Source organism: Kitasatospora sp. NPDC022785, from assembly GCF_055561295.1.
Window position 1 is genome coordinate 46,791 of the sequence record NZ_JBVHHB010000010.1, and the last position, 19,893, is coordinate 66,683.

Consider the following 19,893-nt stretch of genomic DNA (forward strand, 5'->3'; position numbering starts at 1 on the left):
ACTCCGCCGTGGACGGCCGGCCGTCGACCCGCCGGACGGCCCGCACCCCGAGCCGAACTGGTAGAACTTCCACGGCGGCCTCACGGGTTGCCGGTTCATCGGCGGCGATGGGGGACACCGTCCGGACCGGCCACGAGGTCACCTGGCCCCTCAAGGGTCGGCCACCCGGACACCGCGGCCGACCGGTACAGCTCCTGCCCGGCCCCGGCGCCCGGCAGCACCAGAAGGCACGCGGAGACGGAGCAATGAGCGCGAACGGCACCACCGGCGGCGGGCATCGTGTCCGGATCCTGGACGGCGGGCACGAGCTGACCGTTCACACCCTGACGAGGACCACGGAGGGGTTCAGCGTCTCCTACTCCGTCACCCCACCCCTTCCGGGTGATCTTCACCCGGCCTCCACCGACGCACCGCCGCTGTTCCTCTGGCTGGAGGCCGTCGACGACCGCGGCCGCCACTACCTCGACTACGGCGGCGCCCACGGGCTCAGCCCCGACGGACTGCGGACCGACGGCAGCATCTGCGGGCGCCCGCCCGTACCACCGGAGGCCGGCGCGCTGAGGGTCCGGCTGGTCTTCCTGCGGGGTGGGACGGAGCAGGCCTACGAGGTCGCATTCCCGCTGCCGGCGCCCCACTGAGCGGCGGCCGCGCACCTGCTCCGGGCTGTTCCACCACGACCCGCGGGACCAACCACGGGAGGCCGCGCATGAGGTGCCGGTGACGGGGGGCGCGCGGCTCGGGTGCCAGGTCGACCGGATTTGAGCCCGCCACCCCCGGCGGGGCCGTCCCCACGACAACCGATCTGCCCGGGCACCCTTTGGCAATCGCCGCGCGCCCCCACCCCTGTTTTTCACTGGCCGCCGAAACGGCCCCGGAGGAACCGCCGGGGCTGGGATTCGGCACGGTCCGCCGTCCAGTCGTCGACTCTGGTGGCGAACCGTTTCCTCGCTGCTGACGCTATGCCCGCCGGTACGGCATCCGACCGGCCCTGACGCCTCCCTGACGGGCCGCGCGGCGATCTTGACGACCCCTTGGCGCCGGAGGTCGGACCGGGAGCGGTAGCCCCTCGGGGTGGGGGCGGTGGGGGCAGCAGCTTCGCCACCCCCACGGGCACCGGCACGGGCTACGCGCTTTCGACGATCGGGACCGCGAACCACAACGGCCAGGTGACCATCTCCTTCACGGTCCCGTCTTTTGACCATCACCAAGACCCACACCAGGCACTTCACGCAGGGACGGGACGGCACCTACACCACCACCGTTGGCAACGCCGCCGGGGCCGCCCCGACCGACTGGCACCACGGTCACCGTGCAAGACACCCTCCCTGCGGGGCTCAATGCCGACAGCATCAGCGGCACGGGCTGGCCCTGTGACCAGGGCACGCTCACCTGCACCCGCAGTGACGCCCTTCCCGCCGGGAGCAGCTACCCGCCCATCACACTGCAGGTCGCCGTCTCCTGCGGGGCCGGCGGCGAGGTCACCAGCACCGCGACCTTCACCGGGGGCGGTGACACCACCTCCCTCACCGCCACCGACCCCACCACGATCAGGCACCACAAGCACGACAAGTACGACATGCGCTGCGACCACCACGAGCACTGGTAGACCAACCAACCCGGGGCCGCCCTACCAGCCGACTCCCAGGGCCTCCAGCTGCACGAGTTGTCCCGGGCTGACCTTCGCCCAGCGGACCTTCGTGTTGGAGATCCACACCCCCGAGCGCGGGCGGGACCGCCGCCGGAGACGTGGAACCCGGCGCCCACCCGACGCGACAGCCGGGGCACCACCCTGCCCACGACCGGCTCGAACAACCGAAACGGCCCGCCGAACGACCCGACGGACCGTCACGAAACTTCGCGGTCAGGCCCGCTGCGCCCTCGGCCGACCACGGAGACGCCGAGGACCGCGCTGAGATTCGCGCGATCACCGACGCCATGATGCGTCTCCCGACCGGCGTCCCTTTTCACTCCGCCGGACAGCTCACCGTCAGGTCACTCGCCGAAGAAGCGCAGTTCAAGCGCCACAAACCGACACACAAACACCGGACTCAAGGACCTGTTCCACGCTGCCCTCGTCTGCTCGCAGGGCCACCGCCCACAGATCGCACAGCGACCGACTTGCCACAGAAGGCGATCAGGCGGTCGAACCGTCAGGAGGTCAGGCCGCGAGGAGGGTCAGCAGGTCCGCGCTGCGCGCCACGTGCCGGAGGTCCTTCAGCAGTTCGGACGGGGGCACCGTGATCACGGTGCAGGCCGCGTGCGCCTGGCAGTAGCGGCTCACCGAGGGCCGCAGGATCCGCGGCAGCCGACCGCTCCGGCCGGTGCCCACCACCAGGAGGTCGTCCGGGCGGTTCGCGACCTCCACCAGGGCCCGGCCGGCCTCGGCCCGAAGCACCAGCGGCTCGATGCGGACGCCGGTCGGGTAGCCCCCGAAGGCCTGCTCGAAGGCGGTGTCGAGCCGCTCGCCGGCCGCCTGCGCCCAGAGCTTCGCCAGCGGCGGGCACGGGTGGGCCCGGTAGGCCGGCTCGCCGCCGACCGGCGTCCAGGTGATCACCGGGACGAGCACGGCGTCGCGGAGCACGGCCTCCTCCATCGCGCGGTGCAGGGCCGCCAGATTGCCCAGTGATCCACTGACTCCGACGATAACCCGAGTGTCCTCGGCCATGACGCTTCGCTTCCTTTGATTCATAGGCTGTGATGTGAGTCTAGCCTGCGTAATACGTCCTTAGCAACGGGATACACCTGGGATCGCCGAAATCGCGAGCGCGGACGGCCCTTCTTGGCGCAACCTTGACGCCGTCGCACGGGATCGTCACTCCCCGTGGGCACTGGCATCCCTTGTGCCACCATCCGGGCATACGTTCGCGCCGCAGTCGATGGACGCCCTGGCCGCCCTCGCGCAAGCCCGGCAGCCACGGGCGAGCCCGGCGCGTCCGGTGCCCCCACCCCGGCCGACAGGGCACGCCGGGACAGCAGGTGCGTGCGTCAGGGCCGCATCAAGGACTTCCCGCGCCGCGCCAAGCGGGCGTCAAAACGCGTACGGCCCGTGGCGGGTCGGTGCTTCGCTGTGCCCGTCCCGTTCGTCCCGTCATCGCCGACATGCCGTCCCGCTTCGCCGGGTCGGCTCCGGAAGGTCCCAGAACTGATGCGCCGCTCGGCCCTCACCCCACCGGCCACCACCCCCGACCCGGCCGGGCCCGGCCGGGCCCGCCGCACGAAGGCCGCCGGCGCCGAGCCGGCACCCCCGCGCCACCGCCCCGGCGCGCCCCGCCCGGGCCGCCGCCGGCTGATCACCGCGCAGCAGCTCCGCGAAGCCCTGCCCGCCGCCGTGCGCAAGCTCCGCCCGCGCGCCATGGCGAGGAACCCGGTCATGCTGGTGGTCGAGACCGGCTCCGCCCTCACCACGCTCACCGCCGTCGTCCACCCGAGCGTCTTCGCCTGGATGATCAGCTTCTGGCTCTGGCTCACCGTCCTCTTCGCCAACCTGGCGGAAGCCGTCGCAGAGAGCCGGGGCAAGGCGCAGGCCGCCTCGCTGAGGCAGGCACAGACCGGGACGACGGCCCGCCGCCTCCTGCACTGGCGGGTCGGCAGCCCCGACCGCCGCCACGAATCCCTCCCGGCCGAGCACCTGCTGCTGCACGACATCGTGCTCGTCCCCGCCGGCGAGGTGATCCCCCGCGACGGCGAGGTGATCGAGGGCGTCGCGGCCGTGGACGAGTCGGCGATCACCGGCGAGTCCGCGCCCGTCATCCGCGAGTCCGGCGGCGACCGCACCAGCGTGACCGGCGGCACCCGCGTCCTCTCCGACCAGCTCGTCGTCCGGATCACCTCGCGGCCGGGCCAGAGCTTCATCGACCGCATGATCGTCCTGGTCGAGGGCGCCAACCGGCAGAAGACGCCGAACGAGATCGCCCTCAACATCCTGCTCGCCTCACTCACCATCGTCTTCGTCCTCTCCGTGGTCTCCCTCCAGCCGATGGCGATCTACGCCGGCTCCCCGCAGACCACCGTCGTGCTGGTCGCCCTGATGGTCGCCCTCATCCCGACCACGATCGGCGCCTTGCTCTCCGCCATCGGCATCGCCGGCATGGACCGCCTCGTCCAGCGCAACGTCGTCGCGCTCTCCGGCCGGGCCGTCGAGGCCGCGGGCGACGTCGACGTCCTGCTGCTCGACAAGACCGGCACCATCACCCACGGCAACCGCCGCGCCGTCGCCCTGCACCCGCTGCCCGGCGCCACCGTCGAGCAACTCGCCGAGGCCGCCCAGCTCGCCTCTGCGGCGGACGAGACCCCCGAGGGACGCTCCGTCATCGAGCTGACCGACCGTCAGTACTGGACACCGCCACGCGCCGAGGGCGAACTGGGCGAGCGGAGCACCGTCCCGTTCACCGCCCAGAGCCGGATGAGCGGCGCCGACCTCGCCTGGCCCGACGGCGCCACCTGTCTCATCCGCAAGGGTGCCGCCGGCGCCGTCGCCCACTGGGTGGTGCGCTCCGGCGGACGGCTGACGATGGAGGCCAAGAGCGTCGTCGACCGGATCTCCGCCGCCGGCGGCACCCCGCTGCTGGTCGCCGTCCACGACCGGCACGGCGCCCGGGCGCTGGGCGTGATCGAGCTCAAGGACGTCGTCAAGGAGGGCATCGCGGACCGCTTCGCCGAGCTGCGCCGGATGGGCATCCGCACCGTCATGGTCACCGGCGACAACCCGCTCACCGCCCGCGCGATCGCCGCCGAGGCCGGCGTCGACGACTACCTCGCCGAGGCCACCCCCGAGGACAAACTCGCCTACCTCAAACGGGAACAGGCCGCCGGCAACATGGTCGCGATGACCGGCGACGGCACCAACGACGCCCCCGCCCTCGCCCAGGCCGACGTCGGCGTCGCCATGAACACCGGCACCCCGGCCGCCAAGGAGGCCGGCAACATGGTCGACCTCGACTCCAACCCCACCAAACTGATCGAGATCATCCGCGTCGGCAAGCAACTCCTCATCACCCGAGGGGCGTTGACCACCTTCTCGATCACCAACGACGTCGCCAAGTTCTTCGCGATCATCCCCGCGATGTTCGTCGACTCCCACCCCGGCCTCGTCCACCTCAACATCATGGACCTGCACAGCCCGACCTCGGCCATCGCCTCCGCGATCATCTTCAACGCCCTGATCATCGTCGCCCTGATCCCGCTCGCCCTGCGCGGCGTCCGCTACCAGCCCGCCTCCGCCACCGACCTGCTCCGCCGCAACCTCCGCGTCTACGGGCTCGGCGGGCTGATCCTGCCGTTCCTCGGCATCAAGGCGATCGACCTGCTCGTCCAGTTCGTCCCCGGCCTCGGCTGAGGCCGGGAGAACCGGCAGCTCGTCAAGGCCCCGTCAAGAAGCACGCGCGGGCGTCAGAGCCCCATCAGCGGCCGCTCCGCCCGCTCCCGCGGCGGGTTTCACTGAAGGCAGCCGAACACCGAGAAGGAGTTGAGCGGCCATGACCGGTACCACACGGGTGATCGTCGGGCTCAACGGGTCGTTGAGCAGTCCCGCGGCCCTGTACCGCGCCGTCGACGAGGCCACCCGCCGCGCGGCGACACTCGTCCCGGTCGCCGCCTGGGAGCCGTCGCGCCGTGACGGCCCGCGACCCCACTCCGAGCTGGAGCGCGCGACCCGCAAGCGTCTGGACACCACCTTCGAGCAGGCCTTCGGCGGCTACCCCGCCGGCCTCGTCCTGCGCCCGCTGGTGATCCGCGGCCCGGCCGGCCCAGCCCTGGTCGCCGCCGCCGGCCCGGACGACCTGCTCGTGGTCGGCTCCACCGGGCCGCCCGGACGACGGGGCGACCCGGGCCCGGACCGGGAGATTCCGGAGCGCGATCCGTTCGCCCGGCTCCCCCGGCCGCTTCCACCCTCACCGCCGCGCACGCCGAACCGGTCCGCCAGGCGTTCGGCCGGCACCCCTCCGAGCCCAGCGCGATGTCGGCCGCCGCCCGGGGCGCGCGGCCTCTGCGCCATCCGGGACGTACCCGAGCCGCCGCGCCTGGACGAGCGCAGCGCCGGAGTCCACCGCCACACCCTCGCCCGAGCACTCGCCGTCGATCCCCTCGCCCGCGGCCCGGCCGACTGCGTCACGCTGGCGCAGGCCGAGCGGGCGAACGCCGAGACCTGCGGCTTCTCCGAGATCGCCCGTGAACGCGCCCGGTCGGCCTCCTTCCGGATACTCGCCGAAGTCGAGCCGGGGGCAGTGGAGTTGACCGCCCACCACGCCGACCGGCAGGCGGGCCCCACGGCGCCAGGGCGTCACCCCGGTCACCCGGCGCCGGGTCGCCGAGGAACTCGCCCTCGGCGACCCGGACCTCCGCGCGCTCTCCGCCGGTTCCGACCCGACGGTGCCCGGGAGCCCGGGGCCGCGGGCTCGGCGCAGGCGGCTCGTCTCCTGCCGATCCAGCGTGAGATGAAAACCATTGCCGAAACTTGACCCGAACATCAGTGCTGCTCATGCACGCGACATGGTTCAGTGGTCCCCGCGCCCGCGCCGACCCCGGAGTGATCACCGTGCCTGCCATCCCCGCGCTCGTCAGCGCCCTGCGCACACTCGGCGACCGGCCCGCCGTCGTCGCAGGCGGCCGCGCGATCAGCGGCATCGGGCTCCTGCTCGGCGTCGCACCGCAGGGTGGCCTGCCGGAGGCTGTGGCCGAACGCGTGGCGGCGCACGCGGCGCTCCCCGCCGCGGAGAGCGCGCAGGCCGAACGCCGGCTGCGGCACTGGGCCGGCGTACTCGGCTCGCCGCCGATCCGGCACACCGTGCTCTACCCGGCGACCGAGCTCGGGATCGAACTGGCCCTAGCCACCCTGCTCGCCGGCGGGACGGTCCTCTGCGGCGACCCCGACCAGCCGGCGGACCAACTCCCCGCCCAGCTCGAACAGTCCGGCACCACCCACCTGAGCCTGCCGTCCGAGCTGCTCTGGCGGCTCAGCCGGGTCACCACGCTGCGCGGGACCGACCTCGCCGCGCTCCGCCAGGTGCTCCACGTCGGCCCCGAACCCGCCCAGGACGACGTGTACGCCGCCATGGACGCCCTCGGCGCCGTCGTGGCCCACGTCCGCCCGCCGCACAGCGAGGCCGAGCTCGCCGACCACCGGCTGCGCGAAGTCGTGGGCGCCGCGGCGGACACCGCCTGGAAGCAGGCCATCGGCGTCACCGCCGGGCAGGCGCGGCTGTTCGTCGAACGGCTCGACGACGCCGTGCTCCTGTCGATGCTGTCGGCCCTGCAGAGCGCCGGCGTCCTGAACGACCCGGCCGGTGGTCACCCACGCGCCGAGATCCCGGACGCCGCCCGGGTGGCGCCCGAGCACCGCCCGCTCGCCGCACGCTGGCTGCGGACGCTGGTACGGGAGCAGCTGGTCACCTTCCGGGGAGAGCACGTCCACGGTGCCCGGCCGGTCGACGACGCCACCGCGCACACGGCCTGGGAGCAGGCCGCCGAGGCCTGGACCGGCCACCTCGGCGCGGCCGCCGTCATCGACCACCTGCGACGCGGCGCCGCCCACCTGCCCGGTCTCCTCTCGGGCGAGCAGCCCGCCGGGAGGCTGTTCCGCCCCGACGGGAGCGCCGGCGGTATCGACGCCCTGACGCGGTCCACCGCCACAGGGCGCTACCTCGGCAGCGCCCTCGGCTCGGCGGTACGGCACATCGCCACGGCCCACCGCGGCCGTCGTCCGCTGCGGCTGCTGGAACTCGGCGCCGGTACCGGGGCGGCCACCGAGGCGATCGCGGACGCTCTGGCGTCCGCGTGCGGGGCCGTCCACTCCGTCGACTACCTGTGCACCGAGCCGTCCGGCGTCCTCCTCGGCGCGGCCCGGACCCGGCTCCGACACCACCCCTGGCTACGCTTCGGACTCCTGGACCCCCACGGGGGGCCGGGCACCGCCGAACCCGGCCCGGTCGACGTGGTGGTCTCCACCGGCGTACTGGGCGGCGCCCGCGACGCCGGGGACCGTGCCCGCCGACTGGCCGGCCTGCTCGCTCCCGGCGGCTGGCTGCTCGCCGTCGAGCCGACCCGGGAACACCTCGACCGCCTGATCACCCGCGACTTCCTCGCCCCCTCGCCCGCCGCCCAGGCCGGACCCCCCTCCCGGCAGGGGTGGCTCGACGTGCTGGCCGCCGCGGGCTTCGGATCCGCCCTCACCCTGCCCGGCGAGGACCATCCCCTGACGCTGCTCGGGTACCAGCTCTTCGTCGCCCGCACTCCCTGACCGGTGTCCCACGGCACGCGCCGGCCCGCGCCCGCCGGCCCGCGCCTGGCGGCACGCGCCTGGCGGTCTCCGCGAGCGCCACCCGGAGAACAGCACCCCGGCCCGACCGGCCTCGGCACCCCCAACGGCACCGCCGCCTTCACCTCGGGCAGCACCTCCGGCAACACCGTCACCGTCACCGTCACCAACCCGGGCAACCAGTCCACCGCGCAGGGCGGTTCGGTCAGCCTGCAGATCCACGCGACCGACTCCGCCTCCGGCCAGACCCTCACGTACGGCGCGAGCGGCCTGCCCACCGGCCTGTCCGTCGACCCCGCCACCGGCCTGACACCGGCACCGCCACCGCGGCCGGCACGTACACCGTGAGCGTCACGGCCACCGACACCACCGGCGCGAGCGGCTCGACCACCTTCACCTGGACGGTCACCGGCACCGGCGGCGGCTGCACCGCCGCCCAACTGCTCGGCAACCCGGGCTTCGAGACGGGCAGCGCCACACCGTGGAACGCCACCGCCGGCGTGATCGACAACTCCGGCAGCGAGGCCGCCCACTCCGGCAGCTGGAAGGCCTGGCTCGACGGCTACGGCTCCACCCACACCGACACGCTCTCCCAGTCGGTCACCATCCCGCAGGGCTGCCGGGCGACGCTCAGCTTCTCCCTGCACATCGACACGTCCGAGTCCGGCTCCACCGTCCACGACAAGCTGACCGTCCCGGCCAACCGCACCACCCTGGCCACCTTCAGCAACGTCAACGCCGGCACCGGCTACACCCTCCGCAGCTACGACCTCTCCGCCTTCGCCGGCCAGACCGTGACCGTCAAGTTCACCGGCACCGAGGACAGCTCCCTCCAGACCGGCTTCGTCGTCGACGACACCGCGCTCAACGTCTCCTGACCGACCCCGCACCACCGAGGGGCCGCAGCCAACGCTGCGGCCCCTTCCGGTCTGTGAACAGGTCCGCGGTCCGTGAGCGGGACCGCGGACCGTGAGCGGTCCGCGATCGCCCCACCGCCCGGCCGTGGCGACGGCGCTACCGGAACGACGGGGCCGGGCCCGACCGGTGACCGCGGGTCGCCGGTCGCCGGTCGGGCCGACGCGGGTCAGTTGACGTAGACCGCCGGGCTGCCGGGCTGGGTGGTGTCGGTGACCGGGCCGTAGGCGGCGGAGAAGTAGCCGTCGGCGGGGCAGAGGCCCGAGCCGCCGCTCTTGGCGAAGTGCTCGTTGCGGAAGCCGAGGCTGTGGGCGGCGTTGTCGGCGTTGCCGGTGAACGCGCCGCTGAGCTGGTAGGTGCAGGTGATGGTACCGAACCAGGTGTTGAGCACGGCGGTGGCCTGGATCGGCCCGGCGGCTCCGGCCGTGAGGGTGACCGGGAGGCCGGGGCCGTCGTCGACGGCGATGCCGTGGGGCAGATTGCCGACCGTCAGGCTGCGGACCGAGGTGACACCGGTGACGTTGCTGGTGCACGAGCCGAAGGTCAGCCCGGTGAGGGACTCGGTCGCCGTGCCGGGCGCCGCCGGGTTGCCCAGGACCGTGGCCGAGAGCTGGGAGAGGGTGCAGGTGACGCCGGTGGTGCTGGTGGCGGTCGAGTAGAAGGTGGCGCGGGTGTTCGCGGCCAGCGGTGCGGCGAGCACGTCGCCCGCCGCGACGGCGGTGCCGCCCGCGCTGCCGGCGGTCAGCACCGGGGTGGCGGCGGGCTCCGGCGTCGCGGAGGCGGGTACCGCGCCCAGTGCGAGCACGGAGGCGACGGTGGCGGCGACGGCAAGATGGCGGTGAAGACGCATGGGAAAGCCTCTTCCTCGGTGAGGGGGGATCGAGAAGGCGAACTTTCACTGCTCCCCGGCGGTGGGGGGATCTGGGAGCTGACTACGTTGTAGAGCCGTGTCCATGCACCGTCAAGACACTGCGTCGAAGTTGCTGACATTTCGTCAACAAGGCGGCGGGAGAGCGTCATGGCGGCGGAACGCGGCGGGCAATCGCTCACACCCCCTCACCCACGCCCCCAACAGCGCCGGGGCCCAGGCCTTCGTCGCCCTGGTGGAATCCCCCGACGGCCAGAAAGTGCTCTCGGACGCGGGCTTCCTCAGCGCCTGACCCGCAGACCGGCGCGGCCGCGCCCCCTCGGTGACAACGGGCCGACAGCAGCAGGAATCGGCGGGACGGTGCCCTCGCCCGTGCGGCTCGGTCCCCGAGGGCTTGTCTGACGATTCGCGTCGCATCAGCCCGCGGCGGGAATGGTCAGACAGGCCGAACCGCCAGATCTCTTCCATCAGGGCCGTGTAGCCCTCGGTGTGGCGGACGCGGAACGCGGACGTCCGGAGGGACGTCCGGAGGGCTACGAACCCCCACGGGTCGTAGGGCCCGAGCACCAGGCGGCCGAATGCCTGCCAGTTGGTGAAAGCCGGGTCCTCCTCGTTCAGTTCGGCGTCATGCCCGGCCAGCGAGTCGGGGCGGCGGCGAACGGCCGTACGCGCGACCGGTATGCCATCGCGGGATCCCCGTCGCCGACGGCCCCGGCCGGCCCGCGGAGCACGACCCGCCCGAAGGAGGAGGAACACCATGGAGATCCACTGCTCGGACAGCACGGGGGAGGCGCTGCTCCTCGGCGATCGGGAGGAGCTGCTGGCGCCCGCGGAGGTGATCCGCTCGGGAGCCGGCAGTGTCGGGCTCGCCCCGGTCACCGATGCGGCGCCCTATGACCGCGGTCTGGCGGTCCTGGAGGTGGAGACCGTCGCCGAGGCGGCGGTCACCCTGTCCGTCGAGGGGAGCTCCGACCGGTTCCGGATCACCGGGGAGCCCCGCCTGTTGGACGTACTCGCGGCCAACGTCGAGGAGTACGGCCGCCATGCCGACGCCGGGAACTCGCTCGACCATCTTCACGTCGACTACTTCCCCGATCACTACTACCTGTCGCCGGAGTCCGAGTCCCTGGTCGTCAGCCTGCCGGGCTGACATCCGCACGCCTTGAAGGCCCGGAGTGGACGGCACGCTCGCTCCGGGCCTGGGGCCTCCCCCTTCGCCGTGCGCCGGCCGTCGCCCGGCGCCGGGGCCACCCGGGCCGTTCATGAAGCCGGTGGAGCAGGGGCCGCCACCTCCGTCCTGCTCGCCACCTCACCCCTGCTCGACGGCATCGGCGGCCGCTACTTCGCCGACTGCAACGAGACCGAGACCGTCGACCGCCACACGGGCACCCTCCACGGCGTGGCCCGCTACGCCGTGGACCCGGACAACGCCCGGCGCCTGTGGACGCTCTCGGAGGAGCTCCTCGCGGCCGCCGGCCGAGGCCGTGACGCCGAGGAGCGGGCCGGTCACCGGCCCAGCGGGAGTCCGGCGTGGACACCCGCGACGGACCGAAGCCCCGTGGTGACCTTGAAGCCGGCGACCGGCTGTGCGTGACTGGAGGGAGCAACAGTGACCCGGCCGATATCGAGGTGCTCCGGATGGGATTCATCGGCACGGTGGGGCTGGTGCTCCACCCCGAACGTACCTGCGCGCCCACGGTGGATGCAGTGGTGCGGTGGAGCCGGGCCAGGGGTGCGAAGGTCCTGGGGCTGGCGGCGGAGGTGGCACGAATCGGCTGCGAGGCCATACCGGTCGAGGCCGAGGAGATGACCGCGAGCGCCGACCTCATGATCAGCCTGGGCGGGGACGGCACCATGCTGCGCGCCATGCGGCTCATGACCGGGGGGCACGCCCCCGTCCTGGGCGTCAACGTCGGTCGCCTGGGCTTCCTCGCCGAGGTCGACATCCCCGAACTCCCTGCCGCGCTGGACGCCATCGACGACCAGCGCTTCACCGTGGAAGTACGCTCCGGCGTCCACGCCCGCTTCGGCGCCACCGAGGAGACGGCGCTCAACGACGTCGTGCTCCTGCGCAGCCCGGGGCACAAGTCCGCGGCGGTGGCCGTGCGGGTCCAGGACGAGCCCTTCGTGTCCTACACCGCCGACGCGGTCGTCGTCGCCACGCCGACCGGCTCCACCGCGTACAGCTTCTCCGCCGGCGGCCCGATCGTCTCCCCCAACGCGGAGGGACTGCTGATCACTCCCGTGGCTCCGCACGCCGCGTTCAACCGCTCCGTGTTCCTCTCCAGCGGTGAGCGCCTCCAACTGGACGTACTGCCGCACAGCGGTGACCTCGCCATCGAGGCCGACGGCCTGCTGGTCGGCCACGTCTCACCGGGCGACATCGTCGAGGTGAACATGCTGCCCGCCGCCGCACGCGTCGTACGCCTCGGCCACACCACCTTCTACCAGCGGGCCCAGCGCAAGCTCCGGCTCACCGGCTCGGCGGAGCACGGCTGACCTTCCGGTCCCGTGGGCGTCCGCCGACGGGCATCGCGACCACCACCGGTGACCTTCCCGGCCTCCCGGGCGCCGCTCGGGCCTACCCGGGCGCCTCCCGGGCCGCTCGGGCCGCTCGGACAGGAGCCCGGTGAGCGAACGCGGCCTCGACCGCGGCGGTCACCCGATGGGGCGCAATGCGCGACCGCCATCCTCTATGTCCTGATTGCCGGGAGCGGATGATGGGCCGTCCGGGTGAGATGGCGCGGGACGGCCCCGCCACCGAGTCACCCGTGGAGAAGAGCATGAAGCTTTCAGGAAGCCGGATCGCCGGACTCGCGGCGGTCGCGGTGAGCACGCTGTCGCTCGGCGCCATCATCGGCTCCGCCACGCCCGCCGTGGCCCAGCCGCCCATCTGCGGCGAGGCCGACTGCCCCAGTCTGAAGCCCGTCGGCATGAGTGCCAGCCAGGGGGCGCTGAACCTCACGAGCCTGCAGTTGGAGAACATCTCCGCCACCGTCACCGACATCGTCACCGGGCGGCCGCTGGTGGGCCTGCAGGTCCGGTTCTACACGTCCGGCGGCCGTCTGCTGGGGTCGGCCTACACCAACTACGGCGGCCTCGCGGGCATCACCGCCTCGGAGAACCTCGGCCCCGGCACCATCCAGGAGCTGCTGAACGGCTACGAGGCCGTGCTGGTCGGCGACGGTGTCCACGTCGCGGCCTCGGCGCACGGGGCGATCACCGTCGGCACGGACTGCGCCCCCACGCCGCCTCCCAGCGACCGCCGGCTCAAGTGCGACGTGGTCCCGGTCGACTGGAGCTGCTGACCGTGCGACTGTTCCGACGCTCCGGCAGAGCGGCCCAGGCCGCCCCGGCCTCCACCGCCGCCCCCGGCGCCTCCGCGGTCGCCCCGGCCGGGGCGGTCAACGGCCACCAGGTGCTACAGACGGTCGTCGACCTGCCCATCAGCACCTGGCGCTACCTCTGGGAGCCCGAACGGGTCCGCCACATCGGCCCGATGGCCCAGGACTGGCATGCCGCCTTCGACTTCCACCACGAGAACACCCGCGTGATCCCCGTCGTCGACGCCAACGGCATCGCCCTGGTCTGCATCCAGGCCCTGAACCGACGCATCGACGAACTCACCTCCGAGGTCCGGCGTTTGCGCGAACTCGCCCAGGACTGCGAAGCGAGCCGGTGAGCGGGCGGAAGCGGCCCCGGCGGCCGGCACACAGTCCCGGCAGCGAGGCGGCAATGACGACGCAACCCTCCGGCGAACCGGCCGGGACGCCGGACGAGGCGGGACTGGCCGCCCTGCGGGAGCTGGTGGCCGCGTCCGGCGACCGCTTCCGGCTGCGCCCGGAACCCGGACCGGCCCAGGAACCGCGCACCCTCACCGTGGGCATGGGGACGTACGACGACTACGACGGCGTGTACTTCACCGTGACGAGCCTGCTCCTCTACCACGCGGAGGTGATGGACCGGGTCAGCATCATGGTGGTCGACAGTCACCCCTCCGGCCCGCACGCCTGGGCGCTGAAGCGGCTGGAGCAGGAGGTTCCCCAACTGCGCTACGTGCCCTACGACCGGCGCCTCGGCACCGCCGCCCGCGACCGGATCTTCCGCGAGGCCACCTCGGACTGGGTCCTGTGCGTGGACTCCCACGTCCAGTTGCACCCAGGGGCGCTGGCCGGTCTCCTGGACCACATCGACGCCCACCCCGACAGCGCCGACCTGCTCCAGGGCCCGCTGGTGTCCGCCGACGGACGCGAGGTGTCCACCCACTGGGAACCCCGCTGGGAACGGCTCATGTACGGGGTCTGGGGCACCGACCCGCGCGGCACCGACCCCGCCGCCCCGCCCTTCGAGATCGCCATGCAGGGCCTCGGCCTGTTCGCCTGCCGCACCGGGGCCTGGCCCGGGCTCAACCCCGCCTTCGCCGGCCACGGCGGCGAAGAGGGCCACCTGCACGAGAAGTTCCGCCGCGCCGGCCACGCCGTACGGTGCCTGCCCGCCCTGCGCTGGACGCACCGTTTCGACGGACCGCGTCGCGGCGGGAGCGCCTCGACCTGGTACCAGCGCCTGCTCAACTACCTCATCGGCTACGACGAACTCGGCCAGAGCGCCGACGAGGCGATCGACCACTTCACCGCCGTCCTGGGAGAGAAGGCCGTCCGTCAGGCACTGGCCGACTACGAGGCCGAGAAACGCAACCCCTTCACCGCCTTCGGCGGCATCACCTGCATCAACCTCGACGAACGACCCGACCGCTGGCAGGCCGTGCAACGGCGCCTGACCCGACTCGGCCTGCGTCCCGAACGCGTGCACCGCCAACCGGCCACCGCGACACCGGGCGACCACCGCATCGGCTGCGCGCTCTCCCACCGCCGTGCCATCCAGCAGGCCCACATCGATGGCCTGCACTCCCTGCTCGTCCTGGAGGACGACGCTCTCTTCCTGCCCGGTGCCACCTGGGTCCTGCGCCGAGCCCTGGCCGAACTCGACGGCAGGTCCTGGTCATTGCTCTACCTCGGCGGAGCCGACCGGGGCCGGGCCTTCCCGCTGGCTGAGGGCTGCCACCACCTCGAAACAGTCACCGGCATCACCACCACCCACGCCATCGCCTACCACCACAGCGTCTTCGCCCACCTGCTCGACGAACTCCCCGGCACGGTCGAGGGCATGACCGGCTGGATCCAGCGCCACACCGCCCTCGACCAGTACCTCTCCCGCTGGGACCGGCCCGACATCCACCGCACCGTGCCGGTCATCGCCGCCCAGGCCGACCAGACCGGCCCGGGGGCCGAGGACCTCCGCGACCAGTTCACCTCCTGAACCACACCCGACCCCGGGCCACCGCAAGGAGCGCCGCCGATGACCACCTTCCGTGCCCACCGCGACGGGCTGCGCGTCAAGGAGCTCGCCGACGGCCGCCTGGCCGTCTACGACGAGCACACCGAGCAGGGGCACCTCCTCAGCCCGCTGTGCGCAGCCGTCTTCCACCTCGCGGACGGCACCCGCACCCTCACCGACCTCGGCACCGCCGTCGCCGGCACCCACCCGGCGGCCGACGCGACCGTGATCCGACGCGCCCTCGCCGAACTGAACACCGCCCGCCTGCTCGACACCGCGCCCGGTGAGCCCGGGGCCGTGGGTCGCGCGAAAGACCGGGCATCGACGGCGTAGCTCGTGCCAGGATGCTCGGTATGTCGAGTCGTGCGCTGAGCTTCGGAGTGATGGCGGAAGCCTACGAACGGTTCCGTCCGGGGTATCCCGCGGAGCTCTTCGACCTCGTGGCGGCGTACGCGGGCGGTCCGCTGCGAACCGCCCTCGAAATCGGCGCCGGGACGGGCAAGGCGACCCGCCTCTTCGCTCACCGGGGGGTCGCGGTCACGGCGACCGAGCCCGACGGGGCCATGCTCGCCGAGCTGCGCAAGCACGTGCCGGGGAACGTCACGGCGGTGCAGGCGGCGTTCGAGGACCTGCGGCCGGGCCAGCGATACGGGCTGGTCTACGCGGCAGCGGCACTGCACTGGACCACCCCGGAGGGCCGGTGGTCACGCATGGCCGGGCTGCTGGAGCCGGGTGGTGTGTTCGCCTCCTTCGGCGGGCCGGTACGGCCGGCCGACCCGGCGGTGGAGGAAGCCGTCGGCGCGGCCCGGGCGCCGTTCCTGGAGAGCGACGACGTCCCGTCGCCCGACGGGACGCCGCCGGGGCACGACCTGCAGTGGCCGGGTACGGAGCTCCAACTGTCCGAGTGGTTCACCGGTGTCCGACAGTCGGTCATCGAACGACGTCTGACGGTGAGTGCCCGCGAGTACGTCGGCCATCTCTCGACCGTCTCGGCCTATCTCGTGCTGCCGCTCGCGGAGCAGGAGCAGGTGTTCCGCCGGATCATGCGGGCCCTGCCGGAGACGGTCGAGATCACCGCCGACATCACCGTCCATCTCGCGCGTCGGCGCCACGACCGGTAGGACCTCGATCAGCGGATCCCCCGTCGGGCGAGGGCTACCGAGGGCTACTCGGCGCCCGCCACCGGACGGCGGACCAACACGCGGGTGGTGCTTCCGTCGTCCTCCTCGATGTCCCGGACGTGCTCGAAACCGATCCTGTGCAGCAGGGTCAGTGAGGCCTGGTTCGGTGCGGCAACGGTGGCGTGGACCTCCGCCAGTCCGAGGGTGCCGAAGCCGTAGGCGGTGATCGCCTGCGCCAGCTCGGTGCCCAGGCCGAGCCCCCAGGCCGCCGGCGCCAGGGCGTAGACGATCTCGTGGCCCCCGGTGACATCGGTCGGCTTGATCTCGGCATGCCCGACGAGGAGTCCGTCCCGGCGAACGGCCCAGACGTCGAAGAGGCTCCGGGCATAGACCTTGGTGAAGATCCGCCCGAACAGGGCCCGGTCCTCCGCTTCGGACGCGGGGCCGTCACCCATCCACTGCGACACCCTGGTGTCCTGGAACAGGGCGACGAAGCCCTCCTCATCGCCGGGGACGTACGGGTCCAGAAGCAGCCGCTCGGTGCGCAAAGTCGGGGTCACGGACGGCGACGCTACTCAGGCGGCGCCCGGGCCGGCAACCGGATTCGGTGCTGGACACACTGTGTCCTGCCAGTGAGGTCGGCGCGGGCGCGGCCCACGGGGTTCGCCCCACCAGGTCCGCGCCCGCGCGGCCTCACCGGTCCGGCCTCAGCCGCCCGGCCTCACCAGCCCGGATGGCAGCGCGACGTGATCGAGGTCGCACCCCGGGACGGTTCCGCCACGGGAGACCGACGAACCGTCAGACCTTCGCCCCCGCCGTCGCGTCGAGGTACACCCACGCCTTGACGCCCGAGCGCAGGACGACCTCCGCCCGGGCGTAGTCGTCGACCTCGTAGTCGTCCGCCGCGGCAAGTTCGGTGTCGGTGATGGAGAAGACGCTGCCGTCGACGGCGTCGCCCGGATCGGACGAGGCGACGACCAGCGGGTGCCGGTCGGTGCCGCTGGCCGCGATCACCTCGGGATCGGTGATCTCTATGTAGGTCAGCCGGTACCCCGGCAGTGCGTCGGGGCTCCCTTCGAGCAGCCGACCGAATCGTGCGAGCTGCACCTCGCGCAACTGCAACGTGCCGTAGGAGAACAGCTGGTGAGTGGCCGGAGCAGCCATGCGGACAACCTCCTGGAGAAGTCTGATGATGAAGGGTGGTGCGGGAAAAAGCCGGTGCTCCGGTCAGCCGAGGTCGAGCAACTCCTCGTGGAAGCCGCCGTAGCCACGCTCGAGGTCCACCAAGTGGACCTCCAGTATCCAGTGGCAGCGCCGCCCGACCCGGTCGGTGCGACGCATCGGGTGGTCGCTGCCCGGCGCGATGTACGACTCGATGTCAGCGCCGTCGATCTTCTCGTGCGGGAACTCACCCACCAGGTGCCCGGCGATCGAACCCCCGAGCCCCCAGCCGGCCTCGGCGGCCAGCCGTGCCACCTCGGCGTGGAGCTGGGCGCCGGTGACATCCGGGTGGGCTTCGAAGTATCGCCTGCCGGCCGCGAAGACGGCCGGCAGGTCGTCCCGCAGCCGGTGCTTGTCCGGATCGTCGCCGAGGACGAAGGTCCGCCCGAAGTCGGCCTCCCACTCCTCGAAGATGGGGCCGAAGTCGCAGAAGACGATGTCGTCCTCGCCGATCACCCGGTCCGGCGGGTTCTCCCGGTACGGGTGCAGCGTGTTCGGTCCCGACCTGACGATCCGCTTGTGCCAGTGGCGCCTCACGTCGAACATCTCGTTCGCGAGATCACGGATCCGGTCGCTGACCGCCCGCTCGCCCTCCCCGGCCGCGATCAGACCTCGCCTCTCCACCTCGGAGAACAGCTCCACGGCCTTCGCCTGGGCATTCAGTAATCCTGCCGCACGTGCGGGTTCATCATGCATGGCGCCACCGTATGAGACCGCCCTTCCCGCGCCAACCGAGTTGCCGCGTTCCGACGAGGCGAGGCGATGAAGGGGCGAGGAGGCGAAGAGAGTCGAGGCTCCGTACCCGCGGTGGTCGCCGGCTCGTGGGAGGGGCTGCCGGTCAGGCAGCACGCGGCGGGCGGTCCTCTCAGGGCCCGCCCGCCGCGTGCTGCCTGACCGTGCCCCCTCCACCAGTTCGGTGCCCTTCCCGACGCCTCTGCGGCACGCGGGGAGTCGGGCATCCGGGGATCTGCATGGGGGAGCCAAACCGCCACCCGCTGCCTTCGGGTGTTGGAATCAGCGCGGTCCGGCACCCCAGGCCCGCTCTCACGACCTCGGTGCCGGCCGCGCGGAACCCGCCTTGCTGTGAACGCGCACCCGCCGGACTTCGGAGAGTTTTCGGCCGGCCTCTACCAGTAATGGCGGCGGCCGGCGACCTCGTGGCCGACCGCACCCATGATCCACAGGACCACGCCTATGAGGACCAGGATGATGCCGATGGTCCACAGGATGGAAAGACCGGTGACGAATCCGATAACGAGGAGGATGACTCCGAGGACGATCACGATGACCTCCGATTTTCGCTGCTCCCGACAATGGCCATCCGCCGACGCGGAGGTCGAGCTGCGTCTTTCCAGTTCCCGGGTCTTCAATCCGGCGGATCGCGATTCCCGATCGCGGTCGAGGATGCGCCGTCCCCGCTGAGTTCTGCGGCCGCCAAGGGGCCGGGTTGAGGGTCGCGGTCAGGCCGGTGACGGGGATGACCTTGATCGGCCGGTGAGGCGGGAGCAGCCGCGAGACCACCGCCGTGGTTGCCGGCCTCGCGGCCCAGGAGACCAAGGCCGCGGCCACAGCCGCCCACGCTTCCGGCCCAGCAGCCGTGCGGCGTGCTTCGACGGGATCTACGCCGCCGGCCCCAAGGGCACTCGCGCCGGGCTTCGCCCACCTACCCCCGCCGTGCCGTCACCGAGCTGCCTTTCCTCGCCTCCACCGGCCCGCGCCCTCTTCGCCCTGTTCATCCGGTTCGGCCACGACCTCTGCATCGCCCGGTCGACAGCCAGGCCGGCACGTGACCCGGCTCCCAGAGGGTCGGTTGCGCCGAGTCACACCGGCCGGTCCGCGAGGTTCGCTCTCCCCGAGCAGGGGAGGCCGTCGACGGTTCGGCCGGGCTGCTGCGGCACGCCGGCCCCTCTGGGAAGAATTCCAGAATCTCTTCGACGTCCTGTCACATCGTCCCACCGGCATACGTCGATGAGGTGACGGCAGCTGGTGCCGTTGCTCGATGAGACGCCGAGGGGGGCTACGGGGGTGTCGAGGCATGAGCAGCATCCGAACGGTGTCCTGACCCGGTGCATGCGGCGCAGACGAAGAGTCAGACACTGATGCCGTGTATCGCCGCCATTGCACTGCTGATTTGCCTACCGACACAGAGGCGTGACCCGGTGCAGCCCGACGCCCGACGGTCG

The 19,893-nt window shown here is 72.5% G+C and carries 19 protein-coding genes and 2 pseudogenes; 14 read left to right on the plus strand and 7 right to left on the minus strand.

Annotated features, from left to right (window positions below; genetic code table 11):
• Positions 1-245 precede the first annotated feature (245 nt).
• Positions 246-638 (plus strand): hypothetical protein, encoded by a 393-nt coding sequence (locus tag ACZ3YO_RS18205; protein WP_465570207.1) that lies wholly within the window; start codon positions 246-248, stop codon positions 636-638.
• 623 nt (positions 639-1,261) lie between these two features.
• Complete coding sequence (locus ACZ3YO_RS18210; protein WP_465570208.1) at positions 1,262-1,606, plus strand: hypothetical protein; 345 nt, start codon at positions 1,262-1,264, stop codon at positions 1,604-1,606.
• A gap of 552 nt (positions 1,607-2,158) precedes the next feature.
• Here the strand turns inward: ACZ3YO_RS18210 and ACZ3YO_RS18215 are convergent.
• Positions 2,159-2,665, minus strand: coding sequence for a universal stress protein (locus tag ACZ3YO_RS18215; RefSeq protein ID WP_465570209.1), 507 nt, complete (start codon positions 2,663-2,665; stop codon positions 2,159-2,161).
• A gap of 480 nt (positions 2,666-3,145) precedes the next feature.
• Between ACZ3YO_RS18215 and kdpB the strand changes: the two genes are divergently transcribed.
• The 4 genes and pseudogenes from kdpB to ACZ3YO_RS18235 form a co-directional block, all read left to right on the plus strand.
• Positions 3,146-5,335: a potassium-transporting ATPase subunit KdpB gene (gene kdpB / locus ACZ3YO_RS18220; RefSeq protein ID WP_465570210.1), complete on the plus strand. Its 2,190-nt coding sequence runs from the start codon at positions 3,146-3,148 to the stop codon at positions 5,333-5,335.
• A 139-nt stretch (positions 5,336-5,474) separates the two neighbouring features.
• Positions 5,475-6,455 (plus strand): universal stress protein, encoded by a 981-nt coding sequence (locus ACZ3YO_RS18225; protein WP_465570211.1) that lies wholly within the window; start codon positions 5,475-5,477, stop codon positions 6,453-6,455.
• Positions 6,456-6,532: 77 nt separating this feature from the next.
• Complete coding sequence (locus ACZ3YO_RS18230) at positions 6,533-8,233, plus strand: methyltransferase (protein ID WP_465570213.1); 1,701 nt, start codon at positions 6,533-6,535, stop codon at positions 8,231-8,233.
• Positions 8,234-8,326: 93 nt separating this feature from the next.
• Positions 8,327-9,129 (plus strand): annotated as a pseudogene (locus ACZ3YO_RS18235) (putative Ig domain-containing protein); the annotation flags it as partial.
• Between the two features lie 206 nt (positions 9,130-9,335).
• Here the strand turns inward: ACZ3YO_RS18235 and ACZ3YO_RS18240 are convergent.
• Positions 9,336-10,016 (minus strand): Tat pathway signal sequence domain protein, encoded by a 681-nt coding sequence (locus tag ACZ3YO_RS18240; RefSeq protein ID WP_465570215.1) that lies wholly within the window; start codon positions 10,014-10,016, stop codon positions 9,336-9,338.
• 144 nt (positions 10,017-10,160) lie between these two features.
• Complete coding sequence (locus ACZ3YO_RS18245; protein WP_465570533.1) at positions 10,161-10,793, minus strand: DUF6333 family protein; 633 nt, start codon at positions 10,791-10,793, stop codon at positions 10,161-10,163.
• On the opposite strand from ACZ3YO_RS18245, the gene ACZ3YO_RS18250 reads away from it, so the two are divergent.
• From ACZ3YO_RS18250 to ACZ3YO_RS18285, 8 genes and pseudogenes are all read left to right on the plus strand, one after another.
• On the plus strand, positions 10,792-11,184 hold the full coding sequence (locus tag ACZ3YO_RS18250; protein ID WP_465570217.1) for an Imm32 family immunity protein: 393 nt from the start codon (positions 10,792-10,794) through the stop codon (positions 11,182-11,184). The genes ACZ3YO_RS18245 and ACZ3YO_RS18250 overlap by 2 nt on opposite strands.
• A gap of 48 nt (positions 11,185-11,232) precedes the next feature.
• Positions 11,233-11,508 (plus strand): annotated as a pseudogene (locus ACZ3YO_RS18255) (SDR family NAD(P)-dependent oxidoreductase); the annotation flags it as partial.
• A 164-nt stretch (positions 11,509-11,672) separates the two neighbouring features.
• Entirely contained in the window at positions 11,673-12,533 is an 861-nt protein-coding gene (locus tag ACZ3YO_RS18260) for an NAD(+)/NADH kinase (RefSeq protein WP_465570219.1), read from the plus strand.
• Positions 12,534-12,817: 284 nt separating this feature from the next.
• On the plus strand, positions 12,818-13,342 hold the full coding sequence (locus ACZ3YO_RS18265) for a hypothetical protein (protein ID WP_465570220.1): 525 nt from the start codon (positions 12,818-12,820) through the stop codon (positions 13,340-13,342).
• 2 nt (positions 13,343-13,344) lie between these two features.
• On the plus strand, positions 13,345-13,716 hold the full coding sequence (locus ACZ3YO_RS18270; RefSeq protein ID WP_465570222.1) for a tail fiber domain-containing protein: 372 nt from the start codon (positions 13,345-13,347) through the stop codon (positions 13,714-13,716).
• A 53-nt stretch (positions 13,717-13,769) separates the two neighbouring features.
• Positions 13,770-15,350: a glycosyltransferase gene (locus ACZ3YO_RS18275; protein ID WP_465570224.1), complete on the plus strand. Its 1,581-nt coding sequence runs from the start codon at positions 13,770-13,772 to the stop codon at positions 15,348-15,350.
• A gap of 39 nt (positions 15,351-15,389) precedes the next feature.
• Complete coding sequence (locus ACZ3YO_RS18280) at positions 15,390-15,701, plus strand: hypothetical protein (RefSeq protein WP_465570226.1); 312 nt, start codon at positions 15,390-15,392, stop codon at positions 15,699-15,701.
• A gap of 20 nt (positions 15,702-15,721) precedes the next feature.
• Entirely contained in the window at positions 15,722-16,489 is a 768-nt protein-coding gene (locus ACZ3YO_RS18285; RefSeq protein ID WP_465570227.1) for a class I SAM-dependent methyltransferase, read from the plus strand.
• A gap of 44 nt (positions 16,490-16,533) precedes the next feature.
• Here ACZ3YO_RS18285 and ACZ3YO_RS18290 read toward each other — a convergent pair whose 3' ends face one another.
• The 4 genes from ACZ3YO_RS18290 to ACZ3YO_RS18305 form a co-directional block, all read right to left on the minus strand.
• On the minus strand, positions 16,534-17,049 hold the full coding sequence (locus ACZ3YO_RS18290; RefSeq protein ID WP_465570229.1) for a GNAT family N-acetyltransferase: 516 nt from the start codon (positions 17,047-17,049) through the stop codon (positions 16,534-16,536).
• Positions 17,050-17,287: 238 nt separating this feature from the next.
• Entirely contained in the window at positions 17,288-17,653 is a 366-nt protein-coding gene (locus tag ACZ3YO_RS18295) for a gamma-glutamylcyclotransferase family protein (protein WP_465570231.1), read from the minus strand.
• 63 nt (positions 17,654-17,716) lie between these two features.
• Positions 17,717-18,406 (minus strand): M24 family metallopeptidase, encoded by a 690-nt coding sequence (locus tag ACZ3YO_RS18300; RefSeq protein WP_465570233.1) that lies wholly within the window; start codon positions 18,404-18,406, stop codon positions 17,717-17,719.
• A gap of 431 nt (positions 18,407-18,837) precedes the next feature.
• On the minus strand, positions 18,838-18,993 hold the full coding sequence (locus tag ACZ3YO_RS18305) for a DUF6131 family protein (RefSeq protein WP_465551789.1): 156 nt from the start codon (positions 18,991-18,993) through the stop codon (positions 18,838-18,840).
• Positions 18,994-19,893: the final 900 nt, after the last annotated feature.

Bases quoted from the DNA above. Each gene is read 5' to 3' on its own strand.
- ACZ3YO_RS18205 (WP_465570207.1), top strand. From the start codon at position 246: ATGAGCGCGAACGGCACCACCGGCGGCGGGCATCGTGTCCGGATCCTG.
- ACZ3YO_RS18215 (WP_465570209.1), bottom strand. From the start codon at position 2,665: ATGGCCGAGGACACTCGGGTTATCGTCGGAGTCAGTGGATCACTGGGC.
- kdpB (WP_465570210.1), top strand. From the start codon at position 3,146: ATGCGCCGCTCGGCCCTCACCCCACCGGCCACCACCCCCGACCCGGCC.
- ACZ3YO_RS18225 (WP_465570211.1), top strand. From the start codon at position 5,475: ATGACCGGTACCACACGGGTGATCGTCGGGCTCAACGGGTCGTTGAGC.
- ACZ3YO_RS18240 (WP_465570215.1), bottom strand. From the start codon at position 10,016: ATGCGTCTTCACCGCCATCTTGCCGTCGCCGCCACCGTCGCCTCCGTG.
- ACZ3YO_RS18250 (WP_465570217.1), top strand. From the start codon at position 10,792: ATGGAGATCCACTGCTCGGACAGCACGGGGGAGGCGCTGCTCCTCGGC.
- ACZ3YO_RS18245 (WP_465570533.1), bottom strand. From the start codon at position 10,793: ATGGTGTTCCTCCTCCTTCGGGCGGGTCGTGCTCCGCGGGCCGGCCGG.
- ACZ3YO_RS18260 (WP_465570219.1), top strand. From the start codon at position 11,673: ATGGGATTCATCGGCACGGTGGGGCTGGTGCTCCACCCCGAACGTACC.
- ACZ3YO_RS18265 (WP_465570220.1), top strand. From the start codon at position 12,818: ATGAAGCTTTCAGGAAGCCGGATCGCCGGACTCGCGGCGGTCGCGGTG.
- ACZ3YO_RS18275 (WP_465570224.1), top strand. From the start codon at position 13,770: ATGACGACGCAACCCTCCGGCGAACCGGCCGGGACGCCGGACGAGGCG.
- ACZ3YO_RS18280 (WP_465570226.1), top strand. From the start codon at position 15,390: ATGACCACCTTCCGTGCCCACCGCGACGGGCTGCGCGTCAAGGAGCTC.
- ACZ3YO_RS18285 (WP_465570227.1), top strand. From the start codon at position 15,722: ATGTCGAGTCGTGCGCTGAGCTTCGGAGTGATGGCGGAAGCCTACGAA.
- ACZ3YO_RS18295 (WP_465570231.1), bottom strand. From the start codon at position 17,653: ATGGCTGCTCCGGCCACTCACCAGCTGTTCTCCTACGGCACGTTGCAG.
- ACZ3YO_RS18300 (WP_465570233.1), bottom strand. From the start codon at position 18,406: ATGCATGATGAACCCGCACGTGCGGCAGGATTACTGAATGCCCAGGCG.